24 protein-coding genes are annotated in these 21,797 nt (G+C 37.2%); 23 read left to right on the top strand and 1 reads right to left on the bottom strand.

The window, feature by feature from the left end; all coding sequences use genetic code 11:
* Positions 1 to 182 precede the first annotated feature (182 nt).
* From MSBRW_RS20760 to MSBRW_RS03515, 20 genes are all read left to right on the top strand, one after another.
* On the top strand, positions 183 to 353 hold the full coding sequence (locus tag MSBRW_RS20760; protein ID WP_011305362.1) for a ChaB family protein: 171 nt from the start codon (positions 183 to 185) through the stop codon (positions 351 to 353).
* Positions 354 to 1,224: 871 nt separating this feature from the next.
* The gene (locus tag MSBRW_RS03605; protein ID WP_230669945.1) at positions 1,225 to 1,926 is read left to right on the top strand and encodes a transglutaminase-like domain-containing protein; all 702 of its coding nucleotides are present in this window, start codon (positions 1,225 to 1,227) and stop codon (positions 1,924 to 1,926) included.
* A 253-nt stretch (positions 1,927 to 2,179) separates the two neighbouring features.
* Positions 2,180 to 2,659, top strand: coding sequence for a hypothetical protein (locus MSBRW_RS03600; protein WP_011305364.1), 480 nt, complete (start codon positions 2,180 to 2,182; stop codon positions 2,657 to 2,659).
* Between the two features lie 833 nt (positions 2,660 to 3,492).
* Positions 3,493 to 3,723: a gas vesicle protein GvpA gene (gene gvpA / locus MSBRW_RS03595; RefSeq protein ID WP_011305365.1), complete on the top strand. Its 231-nt coding sequence runs from the start codon at positions 3,493 to 3,495 to the stop codon at positions 3,721 to 3,723.
* 33 nt (positions 3,724 to 3,756) lie between these two features.
* Positions 3,757 to 3,987: a gas vesicle protein GvpA gene (gvpA, locus tag MSBRW_RS03590; RefSeq protein ID WP_011305365.1), complete on the top strand. Its 231-nt coding sequence runs from the start codon at positions 3,757 to 3,759 to the stop codon at positions 3,985 to 3,987.
* A gap of 33 nt (positions 3,988 to 4,020) precedes the next feature.
* Positions 4,021 to 4,251, top strand: a complete 231-nt coding sequence (gene gvpA, locus MSBRW_RS03585; RefSeq protein WP_011305365.1) for a gas vesicle protein GvpA — start codon at positions 4,021 to 4,023, stop codon at positions 4,249 to 4,251.
* A gap of 356 nt (positions 4,252 to 4,607) precedes the next feature.
* Positions 4,608 to 4,919, top strand: coding sequence for a hypothetical protein (locus MSBRW_RS03580; protein ID WP_011305366.1), 312 nt, complete (start codon positions 4,608 to 4,610; stop codon positions 4,917 to 4,919).
* A gap of 673 nt (positions 4,920 to 5,592) precedes the next feature.
* Positions 5,593 to 6,906, top strand: coding sequence for a gas vesicle protein GvpN (gene gvpN, locus MSBRW_RS03575; RefSeq protein ID WP_011305367.1), 1,314 nt, complete (start codon positions 5,593 to 5,595; stop codon positions 6,904 to 6,906).
* A gap of 180 nt (positions 6,907 to 7,086) precedes the next feature.
* A complete protein-coding gene (gene gvpO, locus MSBRW_RS03570; RefSeq protein WP_011305368.1) occupies positions 7,087 to 7,431 on the top strand; it encodes a gas vesicle protein GvpO in 345 nt (114 codons plus the stop codon).
* A 386-nt stretch (positions 7,432 to 7,817) separates the two neighbouring features.
* Positions 7,818 to 8,477, top strand: coding sequence for a GvpL/GvpF family gas vesicle protein (locus tag MSBRW_RS03565; RefSeq protein ID WP_011305369.1), 660 nt, complete (start codon positions 7,818 to 7,820; stop codon positions 8,475 to 8,477).
* On the top strand, positions 8,477 to 8,758 hold the full coding sequence (locus MSBRW_RS03560) for a gas vesicle protein GvpG (RefSeq protein ID WP_155398100.1): 282 nt from the start codon (positions 8,477 to 8,479) through the stop codon (positions 8,756 to 8,758). Before MSBRW_RS03565 ends, MSBRW_RS03560 begins: the two co-directional genes overlap by 1 nt.
* The gene (locus MSBRW_RS03555) at positions 8,733 to 9,041 is read left to right on the top strand and encodes a hypothetical protein (RefSeq protein WP_011305371.1); all 309 of its coding nucleotides are present in this window, start codon (positions 8,733 to 8,735) and stop codon (positions 9,039 to 9,041) included. The genes MSBRW_RS03560 and MSBRW_RS03555 overlap by 26 nt, the downstream gene beginning before the upstream one ends.
* Positions 9,042 to 9,336: 295 nt before the next feature.
* Positions 9,337 to 9,753, top strand: coding sequence for a gas vesicle protein (locus tag MSBRW_RS24435; protein WP_011305372.1), 417 nt, complete (start codon positions 9,337 to 9,339; stop codon positions 9,751 to 9,753).
* Between the two features lie 82 nt (positions 9,754 to 9,835).
* Positions 9,836 to 10,525 carry an Hsp20/alpha crystallin family protein gene (locus tag MSBRW_RS20095; protein WP_011305373.1) on the top strand — a complete coding sequence of 230 codons (690 nt, stop codon included), beginning with the start codon at positions 9,836 to 9,838 and terminating at the stop codon, positions 10,523 to 10,525.
* Complete coding sequence (locus MSBRW_RS03540) at positions 10,509 to 10,880, top strand: gas vesicle protein K (RefSeq protein ID WP_011305374.1); 372 nt, start codon at positions 10,509 to 10,511, stop codon at positions 10,878 to 10,880. The genes MSBRW_RS20095 and MSBRW_RS03540 overlap by 17 nt, the downstream gene beginning before the upstream one ends.
* 184 nt (positions 10,881 to 11,064) lie before the next feature.
* Positions 11,065 to 11,868 carry a GvpL/GvpF family gas vesicle protein gene (locus MSBRW_RS03535; RefSeq protein WP_011305375.1) on the top strand — a complete coding sequence of 268 codons (804 nt, stop codon included), beginning with the start codon at positions 11,065 to 11,067 and terminating at the stop codon, positions 11,866 to 11,868.
* Complete coding sequence (locus tag MSBRW_RS20755) at positions 11,865 to 12,410, top strand: gas vesicle protein (RefSeq protein ID WP_011305376.1); 546 nt, start codon at positions 11,865 to 11,867, stop codon at positions 12,408 to 12,410. The genes MSBRW_RS03535 and MSBRW_RS20755 overlap by 4 nt, the downstream gene beginning before the upstream one ends.
* A 1,102-nt stretch (positions 12,411 to 13,512) precedes the next feature.
* Entirely contained in the window at positions 13,513 to 13,908 is a 396-nt protein-coding gene (locus tag MSBRW_RS03525; RefSeq protein WP_011305377.1) for a PadR family transcriptional regulator, read from the top strand.
* Between the two features lie 146 nt (positions 13,909 to 14,054).
* Positions 14,055 to 14,645, top strand: a complete 591-nt coding sequence (locus MSBRW_RS03520) for a hypothetical protein (RefSeq protein ID WP_011305378.1) — start codon at positions 14,055 to 14,057, stop codon at positions 14,643 to 14,645.
* A 369-nt stretch (positions 14,646 to 15,014) separates the two neighbouring features.
* Positions 15,015 to 15,455: a DUF2267 domain-containing protein gene (locus tag MSBRW_RS03515; protein WP_011305379.1), complete on the top strand. Its 441-nt coding sequence runs from the start codon at positions 15,015 to 15,017 to the stop codon at positions 15,453 to 15,455.
* 395 nt (positions 15,456 to 15,850) lie between these two features.
* On the opposite strand, the gene MSBRW_RS03510 is transcribed toward MSBRW_RS03515, so the two are convergent.
* Positions 15,851 to 17,788 (bottom strand): heavy metal translocating P-type ATPase, encoded by a 1,938-nt coding sequence (locus MSBRW_RS03510; RefSeq protein WP_011305380.1) that lies wholly within the window; start codon positions 17,786 to 17,788, stop codon positions 15,851 to 15,853.
* Between the two features lie 424 nt (positions 17,789 to 18,212).
* Here MSBRW_RS03510 and cfbA point away from each other — a divergent pair, with 424 nt between their 5' ends.
* From cfbA to cfbD, 3 genes are all read left to right on the top strand, one after another.
* Positions 18,213 to 18,605 carry a sirohydrochlorin nickelochelatase gene (gene cfbA, locus MSBRW_RS03505; protein WP_011305381.1) on the top strand — a complete coding sequence of 131 codons (393 nt, stop codon included), beginning with the start codon at positions 18,213 to 18,215 and terminating at the stop codon, positions 18,603 to 18,605.
* 26 nt (positions 18,606 to 18,631) lie between these two features.
* Positions 18,632 to 20,218 carry a coenzyme F430 synthase gene (gene cfbE / locus MSBRW_RS03500; protein ID WP_011305382.1) on the top strand — a complete coding sequence of 529 codons (1,587 nt, stop codon included), beginning with the start codon at positions 18,632 to 18,634 and terminating at the stop codon, positions 20,216 to 20,218.
* 435 nt (positions 20,219 to 20,653) lie between these two features.
* Positions 20,654 to 21,766 carry a Ni-sirohydrochlorin a,c-diamide reductive cyclase catalytic subunit gene (gene cfbD / locus MSBRW_RS03495; protein WP_011305383.1) on the top strand — a complete coding sequence of 371 codons (1,113 nt, stop codon included), beginning with the start codon at positions 20,654 to 20,656 and terminating at the stop codon, positions 21,764 to 21,766.
* Positions 21,767 to 21,797 lie beyond the last annotated feature (31 nt).

Below are 21,797 nucleotides of genomic sequence, written 5' to 3'. Positions count from 1 at the left end.
TTTTTCGTACCCCCGTATCTAAGCTGTTTTGAGTGAGAGATAAGTGAGAGACAAGTGAAATATTCAATCGTTAAAATATACCTGAAAACCTTGTTGACACGTGTCTCAGGAAGAGCATAATGATTTAGCCAGGTTTTATACACAGTCCTTTTAAAATAATCTCCATATTTAAAGGGGAATAAATGCCGTATAAAACGAACTCTGAACTGCCGACACTGGTTAGGGAAAAACTGCAGGAGCGCGGACAGGATATTTACAGGGAAGCTTTCAACAGCGCCTGGGAAGAGTATGAAGAACCTTCCGAACGACGGGGAGATACTAAAAGAGAAGAAACAATAGACATTACATTTTAAATATTTGGATGGAGTATTTATTATAGATGGGAAGGTGCAAGGAAGAGTATAAAGAACCTTCCGAACGACGGGGAGATACTAAAAGAGAAGAAACAATAGACATTACATTTTAAATATTTGGATGGAGTATTTATTATAGATGGGAAGGTGCAAGGAAGAGTATAAAGAACCTTCCGAACGACGGGGAGATACTAAAAGAGAAGAAACAATAGACATTACATTTTAAATATTTGGATGGAGTATTTATTATAGGTGGGAAGGTGTAAAAATGAATATACTATCCCTTATAATAAACACTAAATGCAAATACCGTGATTCATGTCCACATTTCCAGAAAGGAGGCAAATACTGTGAAGGATTGGACTACTGTAAATGCGGGATATTTTTGAAAAGGAAAAGGGAAGGCTAAACTTTTTCAGTTCTCGCTTTAGAAGTACTTGCTCTCAGTCATTATGCCATAGTCTTAAACAGTTTAAATTTAGAAAGTTTGTAGCTTATCAGTTCAAGCTTATAAGTTCAGGCTTATAAGCCATTGTTACAAATTATGGCTTAGAAGTTTATACTTCAAAGCTTTTTCTAAAAGTTAAATAGCTTACAAATTTATACATTGCAGGTTTATAGCTACAAATCTGCAATATATAAATTTAATACCTTCTTTGCACTGCATTTAATTTCAATTATATTGATCCAGGAAGTCGACAAAGTGATCAGGACGAATTTTTTTAAATTATTAAGTCTCCTTCTTATTTTTGCATTTGCTTCCGGATGTATATATCCTACCGCCGCCGATAATATTCCTGTTTCAGGTCTGAACTCTGAAGATCTGGCAAAGGATTTACAGAATTTAACACCCAATAGGACGGATAACCCTTTGTCTGATGAGACAGGACTGGGAGACCAAAATAAGACAGAAAAGAATGAGAGCTCCGTATACCTGGATGATTCAACTTCTCCTGAGATACCAGAAGTTCCGACTTATCATGAAGAAAAAACAAACGTCGTCTATCCCAGGGAATACAGGCTATTGTCCATTAATTTTCAGAGAGGTATTGGGTCAGAAAATGAGAAAATCACATCCGAAGTTTTCAATATAACTGGAAAAACCTCAGGATACAATATTAAGGACGCCTGTGATGTTTTTGATTATGTGAACAAGCATTGGGAGTATCGTTATGAAAAAAACGGCGAGTTTTTCTTCGATGCCTCTCAGACTATAAATGAAGGTTATAAGGGGGACTGTGACGACTATTCCATAGTCATGTCTGCCCTTTTAAAAAATATGGGGTTCAATACAAGAGTCGTTACTGTAACAAACGAGAGCTACGGACATGCCTATCCTGAACTTTACATAGGAGATAGCAAGGAAACTGCATCTGAAATTCTCAGGTATGTACAGAGCAGATATTACTATGCTGAAAATATCTGGTACTCAGGCAGAGAACTTAAAGATGAGAAACTTCAGTACTGGCTGAATTTTGACTGGAGCGGGTCAAATGGATACAGACATCCTGGAGGCATATACTTTAAAGGAGCAGAGGTAATTTATTACCCCAATGGACTAATCGAGGTATGAAACAGGAGATAAGTGAGGATTCCCAAAAGGAATCCATTCTTAATATGTAAAAATCTATTTTTTCCTCGTAATATCTCAGAAAACAAACAAAAATATGGAAAAAGTGTGTTCACTTCTTTTTCGTTTAATAACCAAGTCCTGAAACTAAGTTATTCTGATTAACTTTATATTCGTGTACCCCTACCCTCTTTTAGTAAAAGGCAATTCCGGTCTGATTACACATTGAGAAAGGATGATTAAGAGGGGGAATTTTATGGAAGTGAGCAATTATAGTGAACTCATAAGAGGAGATAGGGTACGGGCTAATACACCTCCTGAGATTAATCAGGCAATAGACACAGAGATAGCTGCAATGGTCAGGTTTTATGCAAGCAAGACCGACTATGAAATAGGCAAAAGGATTGAAGAGCTTGACAAAGAGTGGGATATAGGACGTATTATTGAAATTCGCGCATCTACTGTTTCTTTAATTGGAATAATACTTGGCTTAAAAAGAAGCAAAATATGGCTTATTTTGCCCACAATAGCTTCAACCTGTCTGCTCCAGTATGCTGTGCAGGGCTGGTGCCCTCCTGTATCTATACTAAGGAGATTTGGCTTCCGTACTAGACAGGAAATAGATCTGGAAAAATATGCACTTAAAGCTTTGCGCGGAGATTTTGACGAGATGTCATATAAGGAGAGCAATATAAGCCACGCAAAAGAGGCTATAACTGAGAGTAGAAGCGTATAATAATTGGAGTAAACTATCCCTTAAATTAACTTTTTTAAAAACTATTCAACTTACTCAAAATAAGTTATTTGACTTTGGATGATACCCATAGTCAGTTGAAATTTTTCTGAATCTTCACATATTAGTATTCAATTTTATTTTCTGCTTTATACAACTATTAGTTTCCGATATGCATGTAAGCTTGGGAAGCAGGTGCAGATAAACAAGGAGTATTCAAAGATAAAATACCTAACAGTTAATGAGGCACAACCTGATCAACCGAAAATTAAAGAAAATCATCTCAAAGAAGTTTGCCTATTAAATCTTAATAAAGATAATTAGTGATGTTGTCTTATCCAAGCTGACTACTTACGAAAATTAAATACTATGATTATTATATATATAAATAGATAAGAGCGTTAAGATATAAGTGGTATATTTGGGATTATCACATAAGTTTTAATCTTTTAGAAAATATGGGAAACTATTTTTTCATACAATTTGAAAAAAAATGTTATTTTTGAAACAAAATTAGTATAGAAATTTAGAATAATTTTCTAATTAAAATAGGTATATTTATTTAATATGTTTTTTAAAACAAAATATATTACATACTAAAGTATATAAAGAGGAGAAACCATAGTAAGGTATACCGTTATGGATTTACTCTAGTAAAAACGAACAAAATTTGTAGAGATTTAGAGAAGTGGTATTTCGTCTTACTGGATTTTTTGAGATATAAAGAGGCAATTTTAGATACAAGTAATGCCGAAATATGTCGATTCCATCAGAGATGAAATCTTCGCTCTAACTCACAAATGTATAAAAATTAGATTATGGATGGTGAGTAAATAATGGTATCACAGAGTCCAGACAGTTCAAGTCTAGCAGAAGTGCTTGACAGAATTCTTGACAAAGGCATAGTGGTTGACACATGGGCAAGAGTCTCGCTTGTTGGCATTGAAATACTGGCCATTGAAGCAAGAGTTGTTGTCGCATCTGTTGACACATTCCTGCACTATGCAGAAGAGATTACAAAAATCGAAATTGCTGCAAGAGAGGAAAAACCAGCAATTGCAGCATAATTTCTAAAAAAATAAAAACTGAAAGTGGTAAAAATGGTATCACAGAGTCCAGACAGTTCAAGTCTAGCAGAAGTGCTTGACAGAATTCTCGACAAAGGCATAGTGGTTGACACATGGGCAAGAGTCTCGCTTGTTGGCATTGAAATACTGGCCATTGAAGCAAGAGTTGTTGTCGCATCTGTTGATACATTCCTGCACTATGCAGAAGAGATTACAAAAATCGAAATTGCTGCAAGAGAGGAAAAACCAGCAATTGCAGCATAATTTCTAAAAAAATAAAAACTGAACGTGATATAAATGGTTTCACAGAGTCCAGACAGTTCCAGTCTAGCAGAAGTGCTTGACAGAATTCTCGACAAAGGCATAGTGGTTGACACATGGGCAAGAGTCTCGCTTGTTGGCATTGAAATACTGGCCATTGAAGCAAGAGTTGTTGTCGCATCTGTTGATACATTCCTGCACTATGCAGAAGAGATTACAAAAATCGAAATTGCTGCAAGAGAGGAAAAACCAGCAATTGCAGCATAATTTCTAAAAAATGAAAAGATTGTATCAAAAATCGACCTATTTCGAGAGTTGGATAATGAGCATTGTTAACATTAAACTCAGAAAAAAATTACTCTAAATTTTATTTATAAATTAACCTTGTAGTAGAATGCTTTATTCCAATAATAAAATTAAATGCGATTTTGATACAGTTTGTTCATAAAACACATGGAATATTACAACTCAGTTCCAAAGTCTAGTGATGAACACAAAATTAAAAATCACTAGATTTTGGAACTGGCCCAATAGTATGTATAAATCATACATAATAAAAGCATTTCTGTATTTTTTCAAAAATAAGCCAGAAACCGATATGTATAAAAAAAGGAGTCGAAAACATGCACAAGAGCGTTGCGGATCTAAATAAGGATATAAGTACTAAGGCACTGGAACAAAGAGATGCAGTCTCAAAGATTAATTCTTCAGTAATGCAACTTCAATCGGAATGTAAGGAAGAAGCCATTCAGTTCCAAACTGGAGTCGTACAGATTCAAACTGGAGTTACAGAGATCAAGAAAGAAATCGATGAAGAAATTAAAATTTTTGAGCAGAAATCAAACTGGATGAGAGATGAAGTTCATAATTTGGAATCCGAGATAAAAGGACTCCAGAATGAAATCGAACTTTATACCAAAGAATTCTATGGATAACTTTAGGATGCAAATAATTTAAAAAATACAAGAAATCCATTTGTATTCGGTTAGGATCCACGCCAAATAACATATTCAATAGCTCTACCTAAAGCATATTTTAAGATTTTGGAGTTCATCATCCAGACCATGATTTTGTAATAGTTCCTAAAGGAACTTGTCAATTCCAAAGTAAACAATCAAATTAAAATATACTCTTTAGATTTGGTGGTAAGCATTCTGAAAATAAGGATATTTCCATTACACTGTAAAAAAGTTATATCACTTTTTTACTTGTGTTATTACTCTAGGACTTTCACTTTCTTACTTACATTTCCACATATACAGTTTACTGTTTTACACCCAATTTAAAGAGGAGACAAATCGCCCCTCTGGCACTTTACGTCTTAACCGAAGACAATTTTCAAAAGATCTGTGGCTCTTTGCTTTTTGTACGGGTAATAAAAAACTGTACGAGTAAGAGATGACCGTTGATGGAAGATTGTCCGTAAGAAACAATGGAGAAACAGTCTTTTGAAATTTTATATTCATTATAATACAGATTATTCGACTACACTTCCACAATATTAGATTTATTAGTTTTAAAAACTGTGTTTTTGCCTCAAAACACAAGGTAGTAACCCGATATAAAACAAATATTGATGACTGTAATTACAAAAAAGAGGAAAGAAAAATGAAATATAAAGCAACGCACCAGAGAGTAGTAAGGGGTAAACCTATTCACAAAACCTTGGAGGAGACAAAACAGGAATCAAACAATGAGGATCTGAAACCTATAAAGGAACCACTTTCATCCAGTGTAGATTTGAAAAACTGCTCTGAAGAAAAAAAGTATCTTGTTCCTGAAATGGAATATTTTATAAATAATACTGAAATCCAGAAATTAAGTGAAAGAATAAAATTGTGGATAAAAGTTGGATATCCCGTGCATTTAATTGGCCCTACAGGCTGTGGAAAAACAAGCCTTGCCGTACATATTGCAAAAGAACTCGGACGCCCTGTTATATGGATTAACGGGGATGAGTCACTTACAACAAAGGATCTCATAGGTGGATATGCTCAAATCAAGCAGGAATCGATAAGAGATAATTATATTCATAACGTTTTTAAAAGCTCGGATATTATAAAGCCCGAATGGATTGATAATCCTCTGGCTATTGCATGTAAGTACGGATATACCCTCATATATAATGAGTTTTCCAGAGCAAAACCAATTGCAAACAATGTTTTACTTTCGGTTTTTGAGGAAGGAATCCTTGAATTACCAGCCAGGTTTGGTGGGGAAAAATACATAAAAGTGCATCCAGATTTCAGGGCAATTCTGACAAGTAATTCAATTGAATATGCAGGAGTTCATGTTCCTCAGGATGCTTTACTGGATCGAATGGTGGGTATATACATGGACTATTATAGCTTTGAAACCGAGGCTCAGATAGTAAAAGAGCATACAGGTCTGTCTGAGAAAGAGACTGAAAAAATCGTATCTGTTATCAGGAAGATAAGGGATCAGACTGATGATATCCAGAAACCTGGAATCAGGTCTGGTATTATGGTTGGAAAAGCTATGAAAAAACTGAACGGCAATACAAAAGATTATTTTGATCAATTGTTTGTCGATGTTATTGCAACAAAAACAAGTTCCAATGCGGAACTTCTTAAGAAAGAGAAGCTTGTAAATGAAGTTATTTTAGAACTTAATTCTGAAAAAGAGAATTCCAAAGCTGAAATACATAAGACCGAGAAACCCGTAGATAAAACGACCCCGGAGAGTAATAAGAAGCGAGATCCAGCACCGGTAGTCAAGACAGAAAAAACTGTAAGTAAAAAAGCTCCTGCGATTAATAAGAAGCAAGATCCAACACCAGTAGTCAAGGCAGAAAAAACTGTAAGCAAAGCAGCCCCAGAGAGTAATAATAAGAAGCAAGATTCGGCATCGGTGATTAAGACAGAGAAGCTCGTAGATAAAGCAGTTTCAGAACTTGCATAAATGTTTTCAAAACACTTGCAGGAACAATCAAAACTGTGCTGGCGCATCCGCAGTAAGCTAACGGGTATTCGACGAAATAAAAGAGGCATACTTAAAAATCAAGAGCCGGAGGCTTAGAAAAATACAGGCACATCCTGAATTCAGGGACAAAAGACTCAGAAAAAGTATGGGAGAATTGGTATGGAAGTAAACAGGGGAAAAAAAATTAGAGATAAAGGAGAGGAAATGAACGCTAATGTAAAGGAAGATGGAATTAAAATAAGTTCACTAATTGAAGATCTTAATAAAGCAACATTAATGATAGAAGGTATCACTAGAAAGAAAGCTGAGGGGGTTGTAAGTATGTCCAGAGAGGATGGTATACTTAAACTCCTTGTTGAGGTCCTTGAACGAAAATCAATTCCCGACTCACAGGATATACTGAGCATTTATGAAATGAAACTTAACTCAAATATGGACATAATAGATTATAATAAAATAGGGATGCGGCGCAGATCTGACATGTTTACACAAGATGATAACTAAAAGTAGAATTTAGTAGATCTACCATTGATTAATAATTACCATATATAAAATTTAAGTATATTTGTATAAATTTTCCGATATCTTTCTTATAAATTAGCATAAATAACGATGTTTAGACATAGTGTACCTTACCAAGTACAAATGAATTGCAATGATTGCCATTAAACCTGAATAATGAATATGCTACAAGGTAACCAAAAAAGATGTGGGTAGGCGATGCTTGTGTTATTGTAAGCAATTTCGTGTATGGGTGAAATCCTTAACGCAGTTAAAAGAGATTTCGACGTACTTAGAGCTTGCTATAAACTGAATTCTGATACGTATAGAAAACAAAGTTTTGAATAAATATTTGAAAATTGCTCTAGAAGATCTGGAAGGGAGATTCGATGAAGACAGCTCCTGAAAATAGTAAATATGTCTATTGCATAATCAAATCCCCAGAGGAAGCTATAAATTTTGGTAATATAGGTTTTCAAGGACATGAGGTATTCACACTGGCTTGCAATGATTTTTGTCCTGTCGTGAGCAATGAACCCTTCAAAAAATACGAGATTGATAATGAAGAGGAAATAAATGTTCATCAAAATGTTGTCAATGAAGTAATGAAACAATGTAGTATTATTCCGGTAGCGTATGGAATGGTTTTTAAAAACAAGAAATTGATCGAAGTATCCATGCGGGCCGGAAAAAAAGCTATTAAAAAAGCCATTACAATCGTGGATAATAAAGTTGAACTCGGGATAAAAATTCTTTTGCCAAAAGACACTAAAATAGACAATCAAAAAATGGAACAATGTAAGGCCGAATCAATCGAAAGGCTTGGGGAAATCGCTTCTCATTTGAAGGACCTTAACCTTTTCAGTTCCCGTCTTTTGATGAATACTTCCTATCTTGTAGATAAGGAAAAAATTCAGGATTTTTCAGATGAAGTTGAAAAGCTTAAACTAAAATATCCTGAGTATAAATTTCAATATAGTGGGCCCTGGCCTCCCTATAACTTTGTAGATATACATATTTTATCTAATAAAAAGGGTGGTTTCAGGTAATGTTTTTCTTTGATGATCTTTTTTTAAGGATGTTAGGAATTGAAATCCCTGGACTCGATCTTATTTCAAACATTGAAATAATAAAGGACTTTGCTTATAAAGAATTGTACAATGTTGATAAAATTAAAAACAAGATCAAAGAAAACCAAATGCTCTACGAGTTTGACGAGCTCTCAAAAGAAGAATATGATGAAAGGAAAACCGATCTTATGAGACAACTAAAATTTGCAGAAAGAGTTCTGGAGACGAATCTCAATGTCAGAACCGACATCTTGTCCTGATAAACTATCGCATGGAAAAGAAAAAGAGAATTCAAAATCGATAAAAGCCGAAGAAAAACCTTCCGGATTATACAATTTTCTAAAACTACTTGAGGAAATGGATAATCAAAAAATTAATCAAAAATCCGGATCAGGCAAAACTAATGGGCCTTTTAGCTCGAAAGCTGAGTATAGTTACAATATCACGATTGATACAAAACCCAGTGACTTCCGCACTCTAAAACTTTACCCTAAACTTTTGATCAAGAGCCCTGTAACACGCCACTTAAAAAAAAGAAAATAAGCGTTTCGTTTGCCTTCGGTTAAATGATTACGATCTATAAAAAATAAAGATCCTTCAATATCTTCGAGACTTTTGATTGATGACGACCAGCTGTAGTGGAACTGATACTCAGTATAGGACTTACACCCTTGAAATACAAAATCAATTATGATAAAAAGGTTGTAGTTTTAATTAAAAATTAAAACAGTCAAAGATTTAATGCTACTGATTTCTCAGTTCAACTGCGTAAATCCTGGAGATATAAAAAAGTCCCTGAGATAATCAATTGAGGAAATACTATGAATGGAGGAAGAATATGAGCAACGGAAGTGTTGTCAGGGAAACCGGCGGACTTGCGGATGTAATAGATAGGATTCTGGATAAAGGACTTGTACTGAACGCTGATATTTCAGTATCTATCGCGGGAACTGAGCTTCTTGGAGTTAAAATTACAGCTACTCTGGCATCCTTTGAAACTGCAGCAAAATATGGTCTCGAGTTCCCTTCGGGAACAAATATTGATACCCCGGCATGGGAGAAAGTACACGAAGCCTATGCTTACTGTCCGGAATGTGGAAATCGAAGGGAGGAGAAGCTTTTAATCGAGAAAGGATGCCCAATTTGCGGATGGACAAGTCCACTTTCTAAGAAAAAACGGGCAATAATCCCTGCAAGTTACATCGAGATTGATCAAGACAGAAACTCCACACTTGAGGAAGAAAATCAACAGTAGAGACATTGCTGCCAGTTTAGTGTTTTATACAGCTCACTTTCCTTAAAGAATTATAATTCGAGTAACTGGGAGAGATCTATCAATGTGTAATGGTGATAAAAAGGACAACGGTGAGAAGGAAACAAATAACGATGAGAAGGAAACAAAAAGTGATATGAAAGCTGAAGACCTGGAAACTAAAATCCAGGATCTGGGGAATAGAATTAAAGAACTTGAACAGAAGCTTGGAGAAAAAGAGAACAAAGCTACAGATAACGAACATCCCAGCTTTGTAGGAGATATCGTGGGATCAATTCCAGGCTTCGGGAAAATCGTAAAGATTCTTGAAAATAGTTCCCCAGAATTCAGACAGAGAATTGCTGAAACAGATATGGAAATAAAGCACAGGCTCGAAACTGGCTGGAGCAGCAAGCCAGTAGTGAGCTATGGACTGTCCATAAGACCTATGTCTTCCAGAAATGACTCTTCTAAAATTACAGGCAGAGTTTCAAGAGATATAAAAAACGTAACAGTAGAAGCTCCAGAGCCAACTGGACCGATTTTTGATGTATTTGAAAAACAGGATTTTGTTTATGTAATAGCCCAAATTCCTGATGTAGAAGAGAAAGACATAAACATAGAAATTCAAGGCGATACTCTGTATATTTCTGCCGGTGTCTATAGTAAGAAAATATCGTTGCCGTGTAAATCGGGATCTATCGAAGAGAAAAGCTACAAAAACGGGGTACTTCAGCTTAAGATAAAAAGGGAAAACAATGACGATCACAATTGATGAAGACAATTTAAAGAAAGGATTATTGGGCCTTGTTGTAGCTCTTGTCGAGATTATTCAGGACTTACTTGAAAGACAAGCATTATTGAGAATAGAAAATGAATCTTTGAGCGATGAAGAGATTGAAAGGCTAGGAGAGGCTCTTTCGGACCTGCATGAAGCACTTGAGAGAATAAAAGAAGATAATGCACTTGAAAACTGTGTTGCTTCTGTACGAGAAGGACTTGATCAAGTTGTAGATGATGTAGTCGATAAATTCTTAAACCCGAGATGGTGGGCTGAAGAAGTCAAAAAAGGCGAACTAAACGACGAAGAACACACTTTACCTGTACTCGATTCTCAATACAGCCACTAATAAAGCCTGGAACCAAGTGGAATTAATACAATTCGGATCTGAACGAAGTATTTGAGGGTGATAAAAACTGACAATGAACTTGAACATTGTGTTTATTCTATGAGAGACGAACTTGATAAGGTAGTAGACGAGGTAATTGTTAAATTTATAAATCCAATAGGGTGGATTGGGGAAGCCGATAAAAATGAACGAAACAGAGCAGGAGAACTGCCTTTATGTTTACGCAATTCTCAATACAGCTACTGAACAGAACCTGGGAACGATTGGGATTAACGACAATCCTGTGTATACAATTATTTATAAAGACATTGCTGCAGCTGTCCATTTCTCAGAAAAGAAACCTGAACCAGCAAAGGACGAACAGCAGGCAAAAGAATGGGTATTCACTCATAACTATGCTATCGACAAGATGACTGAAAAATTTGGTACATTACTTCCATTTTCTTTTGGGTGTGTTGCACTTGGAAATGACGAAACCATAAGATCCTGGCTGCAGAAAAACTATGAACCCTTTAAAACTGAACTTGAGAAATTAAATGATACTGCAGAGTATTTAGTCCAAATTTTTTATGATCCGAAAATTCTTGCTGAAAAGGTTCTCAAAGACAGTCATGAACTTCAAGCATTGAATGCAAAAATTCAAGGAATGTCAAAAGGAAAAGGCTACATTCTTCAGAAACAGTTTGATATTCGGCGAGATCAAGCAATAACAAAGGAACTTTCAAAACTTGGGGCAGAATTTGGGAGAGCTATTCACGAGAATGTAAAAGAGATGGTTCCTGAAGAAAAAAAATCCAATGTTCCAGAGAAATTCAAGGGCAAAAAATCTGTGATTACACTTTCCTGCCTTGTATCTAATGAAAATGTTGAAAATTTAGGGAATGTTCTTGAACAAATAAATGAACGTGAAGGTTTTGCAGTCAGGTTTACAGGACCCTGGGCACCTTATAGCTTTATTGATCTCAAAAAGGATTTCGAACATACATGATGCCGGAACGTGAACAAGATTCCTTAGTGGAACTTCTGGATAGGTTACTTAACAAAGGACTCGTTCTAAACGCCGATGTTCTGATCACAGTTGCAGGTGTGCCTCTGATAGGTTTGAGTCTCAAACTATTAGCTGCTGGAATTGAAACAATGCTTGAATACGGCGTATTTGAGCAGTTTGACCAGAGTACAAGAGCCTGGGCACTCGAACATAGAGTGACTTCGCCAACTCTTATGGCGGAGGAAGAAACGAAGATGAATTTTTTTGGTTCCTATTCTCAGAACCAGGGGAAAGCCTGGAATTACGGTTATATGTATTTGACAAATCGCAGAATTTTTGGCTGGCACAAGGCCTTTAATAAGATATTGTACGAAGTCGAACTAAAAGACATACAGGAAGTCGTTCTCGTCACAAACGTTCACGAGGAAAAAGAAAGGAAAGAATTGTGTATCAAGATTAACAATGACAGTGTACTCAGTTTACATTCAGTAAATATTGAATCAGTTTATGACACACTAATAAGCGGAATTTATAGTGAGTAATTCAACTGAATCAAAGTTGAGCCTGCATATCCTGCTGCAGGTTAAACTGAATAGATTGCGCCGTTACTTAATTTGAATTTATAGAAAATTCACAAAACTGCCAGAAATTGGTACTGAAAGATATAGCAACATTTAGTAAAGAATTAAGCGTGGCTTTTAAATTATAAAACAACTTTAGTTTAGAATTTATAAATATGTTTTTCAATATTCATATATAGTGATTAATTTACAAACTTTGTAAAATAGTATCGCTTTTGAGTAATTTATTTAATAAGAGATTATATATAGGATAGGTTAAACATATTTAAAAAGCTTGTCTGCGACTTTGGAGTCTTTTTGTGACTCCTTGATGATATATATTGCAATATTTGGTCATAGATTTAGAATTGATTAATAAAAACTCAGACTTAATCAAGCAATTGACCTGAATAATAATATGAAAAAATCAAGTGCAGGAATAAAAATTATTTAAAAACTTATATAAAGTAAATAAGCCTACTAAAACATATTTGAAATCCGTAAAATCCTTGGATCAAGCAGTATGTTGATTTAGCACGAAAATGCTGCCATCTGCAAGCACTTTCATTGGTTGTGCATGCTATTCAAAGAATATCATGTTAGTTTTCTGTAAAATCACAAATCTCAAGGGTTTCCTAGAAGAATGCACTGTTTCAAAAGAACCTACTTTCACACAATGAGGAAAAACTTGACTTTGAATTTACAGCCGATTCGCTACACTACCTAGATTGTATTAAAGAAAACGAAGCTTGAAGCCCCTTCAAACATTCAAAAACCACGCTTCTGTCAAATTCGGGTAAGTAGGGTATTTACTTACAAAAAAGTATTGCATCGACACAGAATCTTTCGGAAAAATGGAAAAAAAGAGAAAAAAATCAAAAAAAGCGAGATCGAACTGTAATTTTATTTAGGAAAACATAAACTTAAACTCTATCTATACACACCAAAAACAGATGTTTCGGTCAAATTAGGGATTCAAAGTCGATGTAATAGAAGATATAAAGTTACTAGACCCGAGAATAATTTGACAATTAGACTATAAAATATTGTATATGTCAATTTTGGCATCGACTAAGGTGAAGAAATGGATCCTGAAAAAGAGAAACCTATAGTTCAAACTCGAGAATCACATTCCCAAAATATTCACATTGAATACATAATAAAGAAACATCTGAATATTGCAGTACTTTGTATTATCAGGAACAATTCGATGTCTGGGCAAGATATTGCAAAAGAAATTTTTTATAGATTTCATGTTTACATATCCCCTAGTGCAATATATTCTATATTGTACTCATTAAAAAATCAAAATTTGCTTGAAATTGACACCATAAAAGGCGATCTTAGAACAAAATATTATATTCTTACCGAAGATGGAAGTCAGTCAATTGATAAACAAATAAGAGAATTTAAAGAAGCTGCTGAATATATTATAGAGTGGATAGACAATATATTATCTGAGAATCCAACTGATCTATAAAATTGGATAATGATGTCCATTTTTCAGGTGAGGTATAGCCTGACGAGTCGATTTTAAAGATTCGACAAGATGGAAATATAATTTGGAATCCCGATCGTGGTCTACGCAAAAGATTCCTGTAAAACAACTTTAGATAGCGTGGGAACATGAGAAAGCTTGTATATATAAGAATCGTCCATACCTCTGCAGATATGGGTTCTTTAAGTAAAGAACTAACACAGATGGCTATTTCTAAATTTGGCAGAGAAAAATGGGAAAATAATCAGAAGCTTATTGAAAAATTCTGGAATGAACTTGAAAAGGAAATTTTTCAGCTCAACCTTGATCTTGAGCATACTAGAATTTATCAGGATGGCTTACCATGTGAAGGGGAAATGGGAATTAAAATTATTCGCAGTACGGCAGAGCTCGGAAGTAAAAATTATCAGATTATCGAAAAAATGGCGGCAAAGGGAGCCAGGATCGTTGCCACTGAAAATCCTGAGCTTCTGATTGAAGAGCGTAATTTATTGCTTGATATGTTAAAGGACTCTTCCACTGCAAAAAAGGAAGAGGCAAAAAAGAGATATATTGCTAAAAAAGGTTTTTTGCTTGAACAAAGAGATGCATACATAGCTTCAAGGATAAACAAAACTCTGGAGGACGAAGAAACTGGAATTTTGTTCATCGGAGCTGAACACAACGTAATTCCAAAATTGGCTGACGACATAGAAGTTCTTGATTTGGTAAAGCATTGAAATACCTTGCTGGTCTGTAAAACCTGAGATTTTTTCGGTTCCTGATCCAGAAATCTGGCCGTGCCCCGGACATTCCTCTTCTAGTTTTGTTTTTAGATATTATTATATAAATACAGCCCATAATTTATTCTGTCAAACGATATCTAATTGCCTAACGATATTTATTGCCTAACAATACTTATTGCCTAACAATACCATTGTCTAACGATACTTATTACCTAACAATACCATTGTCTTACGACGCTTATTGCCTAACGATACATATTGCCGAACGATATTTATTGCCTAACAATACTTATTGCCGAACGACATTTATTGCCTAACAATACCATTGTCTAACGATATTTATTCAATCTGTGGGGGATTGAAATGACTACGGGAGTAAGGAATCTTGACAACAGTATAGACTTAACCAATGTATGGATCAAGGATATTCTGACCCAGTTGAAATGGCAGAGCAAGGATAGTGCATATCAGGCTCTGAGAGGGACATTGCACGCGATCCGGGACAGGCTTCCGGCAGAAGAAGCAGTTGATCTTGCTTCACAGTTGCCCCTTATAATTAAAGGAATATATTATGACGGCTGGACTCTCAGGGATAAGCCCGAGAAATTCAAAAAAGAGGAGTTTGCAAGAAGGGTACACGCACAGTTTGAGTTCGATGAGAATGTAAACCCGGCTGAAGTTATTCAGGCTGTCCTGCTGGTCATGTACAGGCACATGGGAGAAGGCGAACTTCGGGATGTAAAATTCAATATGCCAAAAGAGATTCAGGAATGGTTCCCGGAAGAGATCGCGCCGAAAGTATGAAAACGCATGAATTTAAACTGAAATTTTTCTTTGGGGTCTCTTAGGGTCTCTTAAAACCTTTTTTATCTATTATAGAGTTCTATTCTTCCATCACTTTCTTGTAAAATATCGTCATGAAAATCTTATGTTTTACAGAATCTCAAGTATTTACAATGAAGGTTTAGAATTGGCTTCAGTAGTTAAGTAAATCCATCTCTATCGATTTACAAAAGATTTATACAGAGAGCGCTTATCCCAAAACTAATTTTATACCCATATCAGTAAAAGTTTCAGAATTATTTTTCAGGATCCTAAACTCTATTGATAATCCAGGATATAATATTCAGAGAAGCAGTATCGATTTTTGGGATCAGCTCAAAAATAAAAAATAGCCCTGAGAGAATTTGTGTTCATTCTCAATCTTTGGGACTATATGTAATTAATCTTGCTGAGTTCATTATCACTGGAATTGATGAGAGTTCGTGTAATAATGCTCCTGTTACAGGTGTAAGTATGCCCGGTATAGTCAATATAACCGCCATTGAGAGGACGCTAAGAGAAAATACAACGTTTTGCCAGATAGTGCTTATCGCCTTCTTGGATACGCTTATAAGGTATGGAATTTTTAAAAGATCATCGGATAATAGTCCAACTTCTGCTGTCTCTATTGCCACATCTGTTCCTGTAAGCCCCATAGCTATTCCTACATCAGCCGTGACAAGTGCCGGACCATCATTAACACCATCGCCTACAAAGATAATTTTATGACCTTCAAGCTGTAGACGTTTCACAATTTCGACTTTTTCCTGAGGCATTACTTCAGCATATATTTCATTTATACCAAGGGTTTTAGCTGCCTGTTCCGCAACTACTTTGCTGTCTCCTGTAATCATTATTGTCTTTATTCCGAGTTTATGAAGGTTCTCAATGGACTTTTTTGACTCCGGCCTAATTCTATCCTCAAATGTTAGCAACCCTGCGATTTCGTTATCAATTCCTATCATGACTACATTACGGCCCAGTTGAGATTGTTTTTTAATGATTTCTTCAGCTTTATGAGAGATTGATATATTAAATTCAGAAGCTTGCTTCAGACGACCTACAAAGATGCTTTTTCCTTTGGCTTTAACCTTTATGCCGGTTCCTGATATGGATTCAAATGATTCCGGATCCTGTATTAAGAACCCCTTTTCTTCAGCAGCTTTGACAACAGCTTTTCCAAGCGGATGCTCACTGAACTTCTCTGCAATTGCAGCCAATAACAATAAGTCTTCATCTTTATTGTTGTTCAATGCTATAACGCTGGCAAGTTTTGGTTCACCGTGAGTAAGTGTCCCTGTCTTATCAAAAATAACAGTATCTATCCTGGCCATAGATTCTATCGTAGCTCCTTTTTTAATAAGATTGCCTCTTAACGCCGCGTTGCCAACCGAAGCCACAAGTGCCGTAGGTGTAGCGAGTACCATCACACATGGACAAAATACAATTAACATAGTAATTGCTCGTGTCAGATCCCCACTCCACCACCAGAGCAAGCCGCCTAAGATGATTGCAGTAGGCGTATAAAATTTAGCATGATTATTCAAGAGCCGCTCTATCTTTGGCTTTTGAATCTGCGCGTCCTCAATCAAGCGATGTATTTGTCCAATGGTTGTTTCACTTCCAACTTTAGTGGCCAGCACTTCCATTGCGCCTACTTCATTAAGAGTACCTGCAAAAACGTTATCTCCTTCCTGTTTATCAACTGGCAGACTCTCTCCGGTAATAGCAGCCTGATTTACCGAAGCAGTGCCTGAAATAACAGTTCCGTCAACAGCAATACGTTCTCCCGACTTGACCAGGATCGTGTCTCCTACCTTAACTTCCTCAAGAGATACTACAATATCATGTCCATCACGCCTGACTGTGACTCTATCAGGCAATAGTTTCGCCAGAGATTCGAGTGCCTTTCCTGCTCTTGCAGAAACAAGTTCCTCCAGCATACCCCCAAGAAGCAAAAGTACGGCTACGACTGCAGCAGCTGAATACTGCCCGATGGCAATAGCAGCAATTGTTGCGATAGTAACCGGGATATCAGCAGTAAAGTCCCTTTCTTTAATCCCCTGGTAAGCAGACCACCATATAAACGATGATCCAACCAGTGCGGATAGTAAATATAACCAGCTACCTTCACCCGTGCTATTTCCTTCTGACAGCATGTTTTGTGGATAAGCAGCTATCGCTATTATAAGCAAAACTCCGCTTGCCACAGTAAACAATGTTCCAGGATCAAGTAAAAAATCCTGATAACGAGTTATTAAATAACGGATGCTACTCCAAAAACCTCTAGTACGACTATAAGCGTTGTCCATCATATTATCTCCCAAATAAAAACAAAATTTAGATGTTAAAACCTATAAATATTAATAACATAAAACTATTATGATTTAATACGAAATAATAAAATTAGGTTTAATAATAAGAAACTAAAGTTGCGCTGGAGTGAATATATCCAAAGCAGTAATGGTAATTCACCCGAAATAACAACTTTAGCCCAAAGAGAAAATGGCGTATATCAAAATTGAAAACAATAACCAGGGATAAACCAAATAAACATAGACAGTTAGATTACAAATTTACCATAACTATTGATTACGCTCATATCTATCAAAACTTTCTCCCGCTGTTCCTTTTTCAAAAGAATTATATCATATAAATCCTAACTATGTTAAACTCTTCATTATTACAAATCCGAATGATTGTGTTAAGCCTGAACAGACAGAGATTGAGGTTTTAAAAATGACAGAAAAACTCGGAATTCTGGCCATAGGCCATGGTAGTAAACTTCCATACAACAAGGAAGTAGTCACTCAGATCGCAGATTATATAGCACGGAAACACTCGGATGTCGTTGTCAGAGCCGGCTTTATGGAAAACAGTGAGCCAACCCTTGGAGAGGCAATCGAAGGGTTTTCAGGTACAGGCGTGACAAAAATTGCAGCAGTACCGGTTTTCCTGGCATCTGGGGTTCATATCACAAAGGATATCCCGAGGATCCTGAGCCTGGACGAAAATGGCTGTGGTACCTTGGAAATTGACGGAAAAACCGTTCCTCTGTGCTATGCAAACCCTCTTGGAGCCGATGAGCTTATCGCCGACCTGGTATTCAAAAGGGTTCAGGAAGCCCTTTAAATTCATATTTGGGGTCCGGTTTTATCATGGACCTGTACCGGAAGAAGTTCGCCGTGCTCGACCTGACCCACGGCGGCATTCCTATCGCAAAAAGTCTTGCAGCCGCTGGAAATGAAGTAAGCGGAATAGATGTATACAGGACAGTCAAACCTGAAACGCTGCTTGAGCTTGAAGAGAAGTACGGGATACACTGCTCAAAAACTCCTCTTCCTGCCTCAGGATTCGACTTGATTGTTGCGCCTGTACACCTTGATCCTGCCTATCCGATGCTTTTAGAAGCCAGGGCACAGAAAAAAAAAGTCCTTTCGCACCATGAAATTGTCGGAGAAATTCTCAAAGGCGATTCAAGGCTTTCAAGCATAAAAACAGTCGAAGTTACCGGCGTAAAAGCAAAAACAAGTACAGCATCCCTCCTGGCCGATATGCTCTCCAGGCAATTTGAAGTAGTGTTGCATACTTCAAGGGGGCTTGAATGCTGGAAAGCGGGTGCTTCTTCTCTTATATACAAAGGCCTGAGCATAACTCCTGGAAGCATTCTGGTTGCCGTTGAGAAAACTTTCGAAGCCGGATTCAGGCCGGATTTTTTTATCTTTGAGATCTCAATAGGAGGCACAGGCACTGCTGACCTGGGGATTCTTACAACCCTTTCCCCGGACTATGGGATTGCAAACAATACAGCTCTTGCAAGCGAAGCAAAACTCCAACTTATTAAGCACGCAAAATCTGGAAGTACTCTTTTAATCAATGCAGGAGCCGAAAAAGCCCTTAAAGCTGCAAAAAAAGATCAGGTAAAGGTTTTAACTTTCAGAGACCCGTTCAATGATCAGCTTTCCGCGACTTCAGTCCAAATAGCCGACTTTGTACTGGAAACAGTACCTGAGACTTCAGCCCTATCAGTACCCTCAGAGTTAGTAATGCCTTCAGGTTTACAAAAGCCAGCCGGCCTATCAGGTTCATCAGAACCAGACAGTTTATCAGGTTCATCAACCTCAGCCGGCCTATCAGATTCATCAATGCCAGCAGGTTCAACCGAATTCCAGGCTTCGCCTACACCTTCAGGTTCCGACATTCGCTTTATGCGCAGGGGAAAGAAAATATTATCAGCTTCCCTGCGTCCTGGATATAATGTTTCGGCTTACAGGACTGCTTTTGTCGCAGCGTCGGCAGCAGCCATCGAACTTGGAACTAAACCTGAAGCTATTATTTCGGCAATCGAAGGATTCAGAGGGCTTTCAGGCAGGATGCAGGAAAAGGAAATGAACGGCGTCTCCTTAATAGACAATTCCAATTCCGGCATGGATATCCTCTCGGCCGAAAAAGCCCTTGATTACGCTCTCCTTAAGAGAAAGGACGAAAAAAAGGAAGGTATCATCCTTGTGTTGGGAGAAGAATCCTCTCAGGTCTGTGAAGGGCTACCTCCTGAACTTGTGCAGGGTTTTATAGAAAAGTTCGGTGCAAAGTGTAAGCAGGTTATCCTGGTAGGAGAACGGATGAAGGCAGTAAATGGAAAAAACATTTCTTATGCACGAGATCTCACAGAAGGGCTTTCAAAAGCCTCGGAATTTGCAGGAGGCGACGATATAATACTTTCTTCGGTAAAATGCTTCCGTTAAAATTATGTTATAATGCTTCCGTTAAAATTATGTTATAACTGTATAATGAGGCTCTTCGCTGAGGAATATTGAGGAATTGTTGAAGAATTCCCAGAAATTCCGGTTAATTCGGGCATTACGAAAATTACTCAGGAATTTCTGCTCAGGATAACAATTTCTAATATACAAATATTTAATATATAATTTGGATCCGAGTCTATTCCGGATACAAGCCGTAATAGGCTGCAAGCATTTGCCGAAATTTTTATGATAGAGTTTTATACAGGATCTTCCAATCTGTATTCGTTTCCATTACTCACTTTAATTTCAACTGATCGTGTTTCCCAATCCCATTTTACAGGTAATAGTTTATATCCTGAGGACACAGGAGTTTTCAGGGAAATGCGTTCTATCATTCTTATCAGTATCCATATTATCTAAACAAGAGGATTTGTTATGGCTGAAAAAGAGATTTCAATCATTCATCCCCGCCCAAGTTCCATAGTTGCGGCTCTTTACACTCTGAGAGACTTAAATGTTGATGTTGCTATCATGCATGGGCCTCCAGGGTGTTCCTTTAAACATGCAAGGCTGCTCGAAGAAGACGGTATACATGTGGTTACCACAGGCCTTGATGAGAACAACTTCGTTTTCGGAGGGCATGACAAACTTGTCCAACTTATCAACAAGTCAGTGGAACTTTTTAACCCTAAACTTATAGGTATTGTAGGAACCTGCCCCAGCATGATTATAGGGGAAGAAATGCATGACGCCGTGCTCGAGGCAAATCCTGATGTCCCTGTAATCGAAGTCGAGGTGCACGCAGGCTATCACGATAACACAAAAGGAGTACTCTTTGCCCTGGAATCTGCACTCGATGCAGGGATTATTGATCACAAAGAGTTCGAGCGTCAGAAATACCTCCTTGAAAAAGCTACAGAAGTGGAAAAAAAGTTTGGGGCTGCAAGCAGGGAATACCTTGCTCCCTCCCGCGGGGATGTCAAATACAAAGCCGCACAGCGTGTAATTCAACTTCTCAAAGAAGGCAAAAAGGGCCTTGTCATCATGAATGCCAAAAAAGAAACCGGCTACATGTTTGCAGACATTACCCTTGCAGTCAACGAGGTTGCAGAAGCTCTAGGGAATAAAGAAAACCTTATCAATATGGCAAATATCGACCCGGAGCTTGGGCTTCCCAGAGTAAGGCAGCATGCCGAATATATAACAAGAGACCTCAAAGCACATGGAGTTGAGGTGCATGAAATCATTGGCGGCATGGACGAGTACCCGATTGCAGGCGAAAAGGTAAGCGAATTAATAAAGGAAAAATACAGTGACTTTGATTTTGCAGTCATTTCGGGTGTTCCACATGCAATCCCTATGGAGAACATAAAGAACATGGAACTGATTTCGATAACTAACGGCCCTAGACAGGTCCTGCCCTTAAAAGAGATGGGGCATGAGTATGTGCTGGTAGAAATCGACCTCCACCCGAAAACACTGGGAGTCAGTGGGATTGTGGAATCCGAATTTGGGGCTACCTTAAGGGAAGTTGCAAAGGAAGCCTGAGCAAGAAGAGACAGGATAAAATCAGGAGGAA

The organism is Methanosarcina barkeri str. Wiesmoor, from assembly GCF_000969985.1.
Taxonomy (GTDB): domain Archaea; phylum Halobacteriota; class Methanosarcinia; order Methanosarcinales; family Methanosarcinaceae; genus Methanosarcina; species Methanosarcina barkeri_B.
Note: the sequence above shows the minus strand (reverse complement) of the source record. Positions and strands in the feature narration are given on the sequence as shown.